The sequence below is a fragment of the Tabrizicola sp. genome, assembly GCF_031377265.1.
GTDB lineage: Bacteria > Pseudomonadota > Alphaproteobacteria > Rhodobacterales > Rhodobacteraceae > JAUYQR01.
The window spans coordinates 1-10711 of the sequence record NZ_JANMET010000292.1 but is presented as its reverse complement, the minus strand read 5'-3'; the positions used below and the strand labels follow the sequence as shown (position 1 = coordinate 10711).

Genomic DNA, 10711 nt, shown 5'->3' with positions numbered 1-10711 from the left:
GTGGAAACTGATCAGGAATCCGGTCAGACCATCATGAAGGGCATGGGCGAACTCCACCTCGACATCGATAACCGGCTGCGGGAAGGTCATGGTTTCCAGAACCACCGGCTTGGCGTGGTCACAAAGCGTGTCGCCCGTGGTGGTTTCCTTCAAGCCAGCCAAAGCCATGATGTCACCGGCGAAAGCCTCGCCGATTTCTTCCTGCTTGTTCGCGTGCATCATGACCATACGTCCAATGCGCTCTTTGCGGTTCTTGGTGGCGTTCAGGATCTGATCACCCTTTTTGACTTGACCCGAATAGATCCGGGTAAAGGTCAGGGTGCCCATGAAGGGGTCGTTCATGATCTTGAAAGCCAGACCCGAGAACGGCTGGTTGTCGTCTGCGGACCGCTCGATGTTGCGGGTTTCCGTCTCGTCGCCCGGCGCGAAACCGACGTAGGGCGGCACGTCCAGCGGATCGGGCAGGAAGTCGATCACGGCGTTCAACATGGGCTGCACGCCCTTGTTCTTGAATGCCGAGCCAGCGAGGATCGGAATGAAGTCGATGGCCAGCGTGCCCTTGCGGATCAGCTTGCGCAGCGTTGCTTCGTCCGGCTCGTTGCCCTCAAGATAGGCTTCCATTGCGGCGTCGTCCTGCTCAACAGCAAGTTCGAGCATGTTGTAGCGCCACTAGTCGGCCTCGGCCTGCAGGTCGGCACGGATCGGCGGACGCACCCAGGATGCGCCGAGATCTTCGCCTTCATAGACCCACTCTTCCATGGTGATCAGGTCGATGATGCCTTCAAGCTTGTCTTCAGCGCCAATCGGCAGCTGGATCGGCATCGGCACAGCGCCGGTCCGGTCACGGATCATCTTGACGCAGTTCATGAAGTCGGCGCCGGTCTTGTCCATCTTGTTGACGAACACGATGCGCGGCACCTTGTAACGGTCGGCCTGACGCCAGACGGTTTCGGTCTGCGGTTCAACACCGGCGTTGCCGTCAAGAAGCACAACAGCACCGTCAAGCACGGCCAGCGAACGTTCGACTTCGATGGTGAAGTCGACGTGGCCGGGGGTGTCGATGATGTTGAAGCGGTACTTGTCGTCCGACGACAGGTCAGCACTGTCGATCTGGCGCTGCCAGAAGGTGGTGGTCGCAGCCGAGGTGATCGTGATCCCGCGTTCCTGCTCCTGCTCCATCCAGTCCATCGTCGCGGCACCATCGTGCACTTCGCCGATTTTGTGGGTCTTGCCGGTGTAGTAGAGGATCCGCTCGGTCGTCGTGGTTTTCCCTGCGTCGATGTGCGCAATGATCCCGAAGTTGCGGTAGCGGTTCAGCGGATAGTCGCGTGCCATGATGACCCCTTACCAGCGGTAATGGCTGAACGCTTTGTTTGCGTCGGCCATTTTATGGGTGTCTTCCCGCTTTTTGACGGCGGTGCCACGGTTGTTGACGGCATCTGCCAGTTCGGCGGCCAGACGCTCTTCCATGGTGTGTTCGTTGCGCTTGCGCGCCGCGATGATCAGCCAGCGGATTGCCAGCGCCTCACGGCGTTCGGTGCGCACTTCGACAGGAACCTGATACGTGGCACCACCGACGCGGCGCGAGCGCACTTCGACAGATGGTTTCACGTTTTCCAGCGCCTCGTGGAAGCACTCGATCGGCTGGCGCTTCAGGCGGGACTGAACCCGCTCCAGCGCGCCATAAACGATACCTTCGGCGACGGACTTCTTGCCGTCCAGCATCAGGTTGTTCATGAACTTGGTCAGAACCCGGTCGCCATACTTGGCATCGGGAAGGATTTCGCGTTTTTCAGCGGCGTGACGACGTGACATGTTCTATTTCCTCACTTCGGACGCTTGGCGCCGTATTTCGACCGGCGCTGACGACGTTCTTTGACGCCCTGGGTATCCAGAACACCGCGCAGGATGTGGTAACGCACACCCGGAAGGTCTTTGATACGGCCGCCGCGGATCAGAACCACCGAGTGTTCCTGAAGGTTGTGCTTTTCGCCGGGGATATAGCAGATGACCTCAAAGCTGTTGGTCAGACGCACCTTTGCGACTTTCCGCATGGCCGAGTTCGGCTTCTTTGGCGTGGTGGTGTAGACGCGGGTGCATACACCACGCTTCTGCGGGCAAGACTCCAAGTGCTGCGACTTGGACTTGCGAACGTTCGGCTCCCGCGGTTTGCGGATGAGCTGTTGGATAGTCGGCATTCACGTTACCCCGTGTTGCTCTGTCAATACTCGCGCCCGGACCCGGGCACACTGCTTCTCGACGGCACTCTGCGCGAATCGCAAAATGCCAAAACCGCATGCGTCCCCTTCGCTCAGGGACGACGCGGTGGAATTCCAGAGGATCGGAGCGTTTCGGCCCGGATCATGACCACTTCTATCGTATAGAACCACGGACTGACTTTACGCCGCATCCAAGGTTGAGCGGGCTAATAGGGGGAGTCGCGGCGGATGTCAACAACAGCCAGCCGGCTTGCAGTGCCAACAGCGCCCCTCGCCCGCAACGGCAATAGTCGCGATTGCACCGCCGCGACCAGTGCCACAAGAAGCACCGGCAGAATGACGTCCGACAGGAAATGCCGCCCCGCAGCAATCCGCTGAAAACCGATCAGCACCGGAAGGATCAGCGTGACCGCGAGGCTGGTCCGGTAAAGCCATTCCGGCAACCTTGAACGCAGGTTCCAGAGGATCACCAGGAGGCAAATGGAGAGCGCGGCAGCACCCGCAACCTCTCCGGATGCAAAAGAACAGTTTCGAGCGCATTCACCGCTGATCTCGTGCGGTGGCGTGAACCGCGCTGTGCCACCGAACTCTATGACATTCGCTGGTCGGGCGCGGCCCCAATGGTGCTTCAAGAGCCGATCGACCAGCAAGCCGGGACCCAAAAGATAAAGCACCACCACTCCGCCCCAAAGCCGTGTCGATAGTCCGAGACATGTCTCCCGCCACGCAAGCAGACCAGAAATCAAGGCGGGCAATGCAACCGAAAGCAACAAGATAGACGCGCCCCAGACGGCCCGCCTGAACGCCTCAGCTGCCCAGTTGCCTTGTAGCAGGAAACCGGTTTCGGGCGTGTAGAACCAACCCGTCACGGCAAGATCCAGCCCGGGCCAAAGCCCGAAGACCAGAAAACTGGCTGCGATCAGCCCCAAGAGAACGCCGATTGTTTTGAAGTCAGCCTGCGGCATCAAGACACCTCGCGTTGATCAGGTAAGCGCCAAGGTCAGTGCCGTCATAGGCCCCGCCCGACAGAGGCAAGGACAACGACACCACCGGCGTTTCGCAAACCGGGGCGGTGGAGTTGACCAGGATGATTGGCCCGGACAGGGCCAGCGGGGCGGGATAGGTCTGTTCGTAGTGGTTGGCGGGGCGGCAGTTGGGACGCATCGCATAGACAGGTATTGCGCTGTCTCGCCCGGTGTAGAACAGATCGGCCAGGACATCACGCTGATTGGCAACAATGGCAACAGCACGGGTTTCGCTGGCATGCGCAAGGATTTGCTGGCTTAGCGCTGCGCGTCCAAGATAGCGCTTCAGCAGCAGTTCATCGCCAACCGCGAGATCGGGCAGCAGTGTCAGCACAGGCAAAATCACGCAGACAGCGCCGTTGATCAACAGCGAAAGACGCAAGAGGCCGTGCCGGTGTTGCAGAAGGGCAATAGCCACGACGGTTCCCGCAAAATAGGCCGCGACCCCCCAGTTTGCATTTGCCCCGCCCAACAGGCACTGCAGGCTGACCAGCAGAAGGATCGGCCAGATAAAAGCCATGAGACGCTTGTCACCCAAATTCCTCAGCATCGCCATCAAAAGGATGCCGAACAGGACTGGCCCGAAGACGACAAACTGACTGACCACGAACTCCAGCAGGCCGGCCAGGTTCAACTCGGCAAGCGGGTTATCCAGCCGAACCCATCCCACATTGCCGGCGGTATGGAAAACCGTGGCCAGCTGATGCGAAAGGTTCCACGCGACGTTCGGCGAGATCACCACAGTAAATGCCGCCAGCAAGAGCCCGGCATTTCCCCACGACACCCGCATGTCAGACCGCAGGATCGCCGCCACTGCCACCGCGATCAGGAAATAGAGGGCTGCATACTTGGCCAGGAAGGCCAGCCCAGCTGTCCCTCCGGCCAAGAGCGCATAGCGCGCGGACCCAGTCTGAACCAGCCGAAGGTGCCACAAAAGTGCTGCAGCAAAGAACGGCGCCATGACCGTGTCGGTCGAGATCAGAAGGCTGCCCACCGCAACCATCGGCAGCGTCACATAGGCGCAAGCAACCAGTACCGCGACCTTTGCGCCAAACAGACGATCCGCAACCGATGCAAGGATGAGTGCGGTCGCGCCATGCAGGGCCGCTCCCGGCATCCGCACCCAAAAGGTACTGTCACTGCCTGCGGCCGAGGTCACCGCGCCGATCAACCAGGCGATCAACGGCGGCTTGGAAAAGTAACCGAACGCAAAGTTCTGCCCCCAGAGCCAGTACTGCGCCTCATCTACAAACAGGTCGGTTTGGTCAAACGCCAGCAACACCCAACGCAGCAAAGTGACCGCAGTCACAAAGACTAACGCCGGAACGAGCCATCCCCGCGTGCTGTCAGACGCGTTGGCCATTATTCTCGCGCGAGATCAGCCACAGATTGCGGCTGTAGATCACCACGCCGGGCAACTGGCCCAGAATGATCACCGGTTCCAGTTTGTGAATACCGTAAGCCAGCACGATCACACCACCGGCGATGGAAAAGTACCAAAAGGCCACCGGAACCACCGATTTTCCCGCCTGTTCAGACGCCAGCCACTGCACAAGGAAGCGGGCAGTGAACATCAACTGCCCCAAAAGCCCGACGATCAACCAGGCGGCATCCGTGGCCGTTGTTGTGCCAAGCAGACTCATGATCGTTTGCATGTTGTCCTCCTCACCGAACCACCACCTTTAGACCCACCGTCTTGCGCCGCCGTAACAGCCACATGACGCCGAAAAGGTCGACACTTCCAACCAGCGCGCGCTGCCAATTGCTATAGTTCGACGCCCCCGATGCGCGTGGGCGATGGCCAACATCGACATGCCGGATCTCCCAGCCATCGCGCGCAAACAGCGCCGGCAAAAACCGGTGCATGTGGTTGAAATACGGCAACGCCAGAAAGGCATCACGGCGAAATGCCTTCAGCCCACATCCGGTATCGCGGGTGCCATCGCGCAACAGCCAGCCGCGCAAGCGATTGGCAAAGCGCGAGGCGAGCCGCTTGGAAAGCGTGTCCTTGCGCCCGACCCGTTGCCCCGCGACCAGACCGATACGCCCCGACGCGTCTGCCAGCAGTGGCCCCACCAGCTTGGGCAGGTCTTCGGGCGGGTTCTGGCCATCGCCGTCAAGCGTGCAGATCAGCGGTGCTGTCGCAGCCAGCACTCCACTGTGGACGGCGGCACTTTGACCGCCAGAGATCTCGTGCTTCACCAGTCGTAGATGGGGCACGTCTTTGGCCCGCGCAGTCAACAGGGCTGCAGTTGCATCTGTCGATCCATCGTCTACGACGATGATCTCGAAGGGACGATGCATGCCCAGCGCCGCATCAATCGCGTCAATGAGGCCCAAGATATTCCCTGCCTCGTTCCGGGCAGGAATCACGACACTGAGCTTGACCATACGCTGCCTGTTTTTGTGCAGTTTTCGCAGTACGGCACGGCCGGACTGCCCAAGAAGACATCACTATTGCCCGAGTATATCGGATTTGCGACACATCAATGAACCGTTTCGCCCTCTGCTTGCGCAAGAACTGGCCCAGTCAGACGCAGTTTCCGTTCTCGCATAAGCGTGTATACACCCGTCAGCACCACTATTGCAGCGCCAATCAATGTCAGCGCATCTGGCAGCTCACCGAACGCCAGCCAGCCAAGCACTATGGCCCAAAGCAGCGCCATATATCTGAACGGTGCGATAAAGCTGATTTCACCCACCCGCATGGTCATAACCACCGTCAGATAGCCAACGATCAACGCCAGCGCAGCGCCTGCGATCAACAGCAAGTCCGTCTGCGCCACCGGCTGCCACCCCTGAGCCGCCGTACCTGCCAACCCCAACACAAGAACCGTGACCGCAGCACTTAACGCGACCGTCACCGAGGGCAGCGACGCGCTCATCCGTCGGGTCACCAGATCGCGCACGACAACGCAGATCACCGATCCAAGCCCCATCACCGACCAGATGTCGAATCCGTGCGTGCCGGGGCGAATGATGATCATCACACCGGCAAAACCGATCACGATCGCCGTCATCCGACGCCAGCCGATCCGCTCGCGCAGGAACAGTGCTGCGGCCAGCGTTACGGCCAGCGGCAAGACCTGCATGATCGCTGACAGGTTGGCGATGGGCATGTGCATCAATGCGGCAAGAAACAGGATGGTGCCCAGCACCTCGGCCCCGCTGCGCATGGCAAGAAAGCCAAGGTCGCGCCGTGGCAAATTCAGGCTGAGCCCACCCAACCGGTAACCAATCACGGTCAATGCAAGCGTCGCGACAAGGCCCCGTATGCCGATGGCCTGAAACAGCGGCACTGCTTGCATCGCGGCTTTCATCGCCGTGTCGTTGATGGTGAAGGCCGCCATTGCAACATTCATCAAGACCGCGCCGCGCACGTTGTCGGAAAGCTGCATCTGGCCCCTGCCCTGTTGGCAGCGGTGATAGCCGGACGGACCGCACCTGAAAAGGGCGTATCCGCGGGGCTGCGCAGCGATGCTTGCGTTCGGGCACTGCCGCAAATGAAAAACCCCGCCGGCCTTTCGGACGGCGGAGATTGGTTTTCGGTCAGACCTTGGCGATCAATCCCGGCTTTCGACGGTATCAGAAAAGTTCGTATCGAACACGCGCTCGGCTTCGGTCTGCGGCGCGATCTCGATCGGCGCAGCCAATGCGGCGGCCTGTTCAGCCTCCGACCGGCGAGCGTCGATCACGGTTTGGTCGCGATCCGCCGCGATCTTCTTGACGCGGCTGGTTGCCCCGCCGGTGCCGGCCGGGATCAACCGGCCGACGATCACGTTCTCCTTCAGACCGACCAGCTTGTCACGCTTGCCCTGAACCGAAGCCTCGGTAAGCACCCGCGTGGTTTCCTGGAACGACGCCGCCGAGATGAAGCTGCGGGTCTGCAAGCTTGCCTTGGTGATGCCCAGCAGGATCGGTTCAGCCGTGGCCTGACGCATGCCAAGGTTTGCGGCCTTGGTGTTGTACTCTTCCAGCTCGGCCTTATCGACATGCTCGCCCTTCAAGAGCGTCGTTTCGCCGCTGTCCAGAATTTCGAATTTCTGGAGCATCTGACGTACGATCACCTCGATGTGCTTGTCGTTGATCTTCACGCCCTGCAGGCGGTAAACGTCCTGCACTTCGTCGATCATGTAGTTGGCAAGCGCTTCGACCCCCAGGATCCGCAAGATGTCATGCGGCGCCGGGTTGCCGTCCATGATGTAGTCGCCCTTCTGGACAAAGTCGCCTTCCTGAACCGGAATGTGCTTGCCCTTCGGGATCATGTATTCGACGGCCGTCAACGTCTCATCCACCGGTTCGACGGTGATGCGGCGCTTGTTCTTGTAGTCCTTGCCGAAGCGCACGTAGCCATCGGTTTCCGCGATGATCGCGTGGTCTTTCGGACGACGGGCTTCGAACAGTTCCGCCACGCGAGGAAGACCCCCGGTGATGTCCTTGGTCTTGGCACCTTCGCGCGGAATACGCGCCACCACGTCACCCGGCCGCAGTTCCTGCCCGTCTTCGACGGAAAGGATCGCGTCCACCGACATGGAATAGCTGATCGGAGCGCCGGTGTCGCTGCGGACCGGGTCGCCAGTGGCGGGGTCCATCACGATGATTTCCGGCTTCAGATCGCCGCCCTTCGGCACCGACCGCCAGTCGGACACGATCCGCTGGGTCATGCCGGTGGCTTCGTCCGTGTCTTCGCGGATCGAGATGCCCGAAACAAGATCCTTGAACCGCGCCACGCCGGTCTTTTCGGCGATGATCGGCAGGGTAAAGGGGTCCCATTCGAACAGTTTCGTCCCGCGCTTGACGGACTGGCCGTCCTTCACATGCAGCTTTGCGCCGTAGGTCAGCTTGTGTGCTGCACGTTCCTGCCCGGCATCGTCGATGATCGCGATGGACATGCTGCGGCCCACCACGATCTGCTCGCCCGAGACATTGGACAGCAGGTTGCCATTGCGGAACTCGATCTTGCCTTCCTGACTGGCTTCGAGGAACGACTGCTGGCCGCCTTGCGCCACGCCGCCGATGTGGAACGTCCGCATCGTCAGCTGGGTGCCGGGTTCACCGATGGACTGCGCGGCGATGATGCCGACAGCCTCGCCGATGTTGACCAGCGTACCGCGGGCAAGGTCACGCCCGTAGCACATGGCACAAACGCCTTCCTCGGCCTCGCAGGTCAGCGGGCTGCGGATGCGGATGGTGGCCACGCCCGAGGTGTTGATCAGATCGGCACGCCGTTCGTCGATCAACTCGCCCTTGCCGACGACAAGTTCATCCGTACCCGGATAGAAGATGTCGTCTGCCGTCACGCGGCCCAGCACACGCTCGCCCATCGGGACGATGACTTCACCGTCGTTGACCGCCGCCGAAGCAGTGATCGCGTTTTCGGTGCCACAATCATGGCTGCGCACGATGCAATCCTGCGCCACATCCACCAGACGGCGGGTCAGGTAGCCCGAGTTCGCCGTCTTCAGCGCGGTGTCAGACAGACCTTTCCGCGCGCCGTGGGTCGAGTTGAAGTATTCAAGAACGGTCAGACCTTCCTTGAAGTTCGAGATGATCGGCGTCTCGATGATCTCGCCCGACGGTTTGGCCATCAGGCCGCGCATCCCGCCAAGCTGCTTCATCTGGATGACCGAACCCCGGGCACCGGAGTGGGCCATCATGTAGACCGAGTTCGGCTCTTTCTCGGCACCGTTCGCGTCGAAATGCGTGGCCGAAATGGTGGCCATCATCGCCTCGGTGACCTTGTCGTTGCACTTGGTCCAGGCGTCGACGACCTTGTTGTACTTTTCGCCCTGAGTGATCAGGCCGTCCATGTACTGCAATTCAAAGCCGGTGACGTGCTCACGCGTATCGTTGACGATATCCCACTTGGTGTCCGGCACGACCATGTCGTCCTTGCCAAACGAGATGCCGGCGCGGAAGGCCTCGCGGAAGCCCAGCGTCATGATCTGGTCGCAGAAGATCACCGACTCTTTCTGACCGCAGTAGCGGTAGACGGTGTCGATGACGGTCTGCACGTCCTTTTTCCGCAGCAGGCGGTTGACGAGGTCAAACGGTGCCTTGGCATTCAGCGGCATGATGTTGCCAAGCCGCAGACGGCCGGGCGTGGTATCAAAGCGCTTCCAGACCACGTTACCTTCGTCGTCAACCTGCTTGAGGCGGGCCTTGATCTTGGCGTGCAAATGCACCGCACCGGATACCAGGGCATGCTCGACCTCGTCGATATCGGAGAAGGCCATGCCTTCGCCAACCATGCCTTTGCGTTCCATGGTGACGTAATAGATGCCAAGAACCATGTCTTGCGACGGAACAATGATCGGCGCGCCGTTCGCGGGCGACAGAACGTTGTTCGTCGACATCATCAGAACGCGGGCTTCCAGCTGAGCCTCAAGGCTCAGCGGCACGTGCACAGCCATCTGGTCGCCGTCAAAGTCGGCGTTGAAGGCCGAGCAGACGAGAGGATGCAACTGGATCGCCTTGCCTTCGATCAGGATCGGCTCGAACGCCTGGATACCCAGACGGTGCAACGTGGGTGCACGGTTCAGCAGCACCGGGTGTTCGCGGATGACCTCATCCAGGATGTCCCAGACTTCAGGACGCTCTTTCTCGACCAGTTTCTTCGCCTGTTTGACGGTGGACGACAGCCCTTTCGCCTCAAGCCGCGAGTAGATGAACGGCTTGAACAGTTCCAGCGCCATCTTCTTTGGCAACCCGCACTGGTGCAGCTTCAGTTCCGGGCCGGTCACGATGACGGAACGGCCCGAGAAGTCGACCCGCTTGCCCAGAAGGTTCTGGCGGAAGCGACCCTGCTTGCCCTTCAGCATGTCGGACAGCGATTTCAGCGGGCGCTTGTTGGTGCCCGTGATCACCCGGCCACGGCGGCCGTTGTCAAACAGCGCATCGACGGCTTCCTGCAGCATCCGCTTTTCGTTGCGCACAATGATGTCAGGCGCGCGCAGTTCGATCAGCCGCTTCAGACGGTTGTTGCGGTTGATCACCCGGCGGTAAAGGTCGTTCAGGTCAGACGTGGCAAAGCGGCCGCCGTCCAGCGGCACCAGCGGGCGCAGTTCCGGCGGGATCACCGGCAGCACGGTCAGGATCATCCATTCCGGGCGGTTGCCGGATTCAAGGAAGCTTTCCACGATCTTCAGCCGCTTGATGATCTTTTTCGGCTTCAGCTCGCCGGTGGCTTCCTTGAGGTCGGCGCGCAACTGGTCAGCGACCGTCTGCAGATCGATCGCCTGCAGCATTTCGCGGATCGCTTCGGCACCGATGTTGGCGGTGAAGGCGTCAGCGCCATACTGGTCCTGCGCGTCGAGGAATTCCTCTTCGGTCATCAGCTGGCCATAGGTCAGGTCGGTCAGACCCGGCTCGATCACGACGTAGTTTTCGAAGTAGAGAATCCGCTCCAGATCCCGCAGCGTCATGTCGAGCATGAGGCCGATGCGGCTGGGCAGCGACTTCAGGAAC

At 60.5% G+C, this 10711-nt stretch carries 8 protein-coding genes and 1 pseudogene; all 9 read right to left on the bottom strand.

The genetic code is table 11. From position 1 onward, the window contains the following. Positions 1-1335: pseudogene (locus RMO18_RS16215) on the bottom strand (elongation factor G); the annotation flags it as partial. 9 nt (positions 1336-1344) lie between these two features. Then, positions 1345-1815, bottom strand: a complete 471-nt coding sequence (rpsG, locus tag RMO18_RS16210; protein ID WP_309667300.1) for a 30S ribosomal protein S7 — start codon at positions 1813-1815, stop codon at positions 1345-1347. An 11-nt stretch (positions 1816-1826) separates the two neighbouring features. Next, complete coding sequence (rpsL, locus tag RMO18_RS16205; protein ID WP_054008058.1) at positions 1827-2198, bottom strand: 30S ribosomal protein S12; 372 nt, start codon at positions 2196-2198, stop codon at positions 1827-1829. Positions 2199-2425: 227 nt separating this feature from the next. Beyond that, entirely contained in the window at positions 2426-3184 is a 759-nt protein-coding gene (locus RMO18_RS16200; RefSeq protein ID WP_309667298.1) for a phosphatase PAP2 family protein, read from the bottom strand. Beyond that, on the bottom strand, positions 3171-4553 hold the full coding sequence (locus RMO18_RS16195; RefSeq protein ID WP_309667297.1) for a glycosyltransferase family 39 protein: 1383 nt from the start codon (positions 4551-4553) through the stop codon (positions 3171-3173). Before RMO18_RS16195 ends, RMO18_RS16200 begins: the two co-directional genes overlap by 14 nt. Before the next feature lie 37 nt (positions 4554-4590). After that, complete coding sequence (locus RMO18_RS16190) at positions 4591-4899, bottom strand: lipid-A-disaccharide synthase N-terminal domain-containing protein (RefSeq protein WP_309667296.1); 309 nt, start codon at positions 4897-4899, stop codon at positions 4591-4593. Positions 4900-4909: 10 nt separating this feature from the next. Beyond that, positions 4910-5635, bottom strand: coding sequence for a glycosyltransferase family 2 protein (locus tag RMO18_RS16185; protein WP_309667294.1), 726 nt, complete (start codon positions 5633-5635; stop codon positions 4910-4912). A gap of 95 nt (positions 5636-5730) precedes the next feature. Continuing rightward, a complete protein-coding gene (locus RMO18_RS16180; protein ID WP_309667292.1) occupies positions 5731-6642 on the bottom strand; it encodes a DMT family transporter in 912 nt (303 codons plus the stop codon). 165 nt (positions 6643-6807) lie between these two features. Further along, on the bottom strand, positions 6808-10711 hold a 3904-nt coding region (gene rpoC, locus RMO18_RS16175), incomplete at its 5' end, for a DNA-directed RNA polymerase subunit beta' (RefSeq protein WP_309667289.1).

What these genes read in the sequence shown, in the direction of transcription:
- rpsG (WP_309667300.1), bottom strand. Translation starts at nt 1,815, where the DNA reads ATGTCACGTCGTCACGCCGCTGAAAAACGCGAAATCCTTCCCGATGCC.
- rpsL (WP_054008058.1), bottom strand. Translation starts at nt 2,198, where the DNA reads ATGCCGACTATCCAACAGCTCATCCGCAAACCGCGGGAGCCGAACGTT.
- RMO18_RS16200 (WP_309667298.1), bottom strand. Translation starts at nt 3,184, where the DNA reads ATGCCGCAGGCTGACTTCAAAACAATCGGCGTTCTCTTGGGGCTGATC.
- RMO18_RS16190 (WP_309667296.1), bottom strand. Translation starts at nt 4,899, where the DNA reads ATGCAAACGATCATGAGTCTGCTTGGCACAACAACGGCCACGGATGCC.
- RMO18_RS16185 (WP_309667294.1), bottom strand. Translation starts at nt 5,635, where the DNA reads ATGGTCAAGCTCAGTGTCGTGATTCCTGCCCGGAACGAGGCAGGGAAT.
- RMO18_RS16180 (WP_309667292.1), bottom strand. Translation starts at nt 6,642, where the DNA reads ATGCAGCTTTCCGACAACGTGCGCGGCGCGGTCTTGATGAATGTTGCA.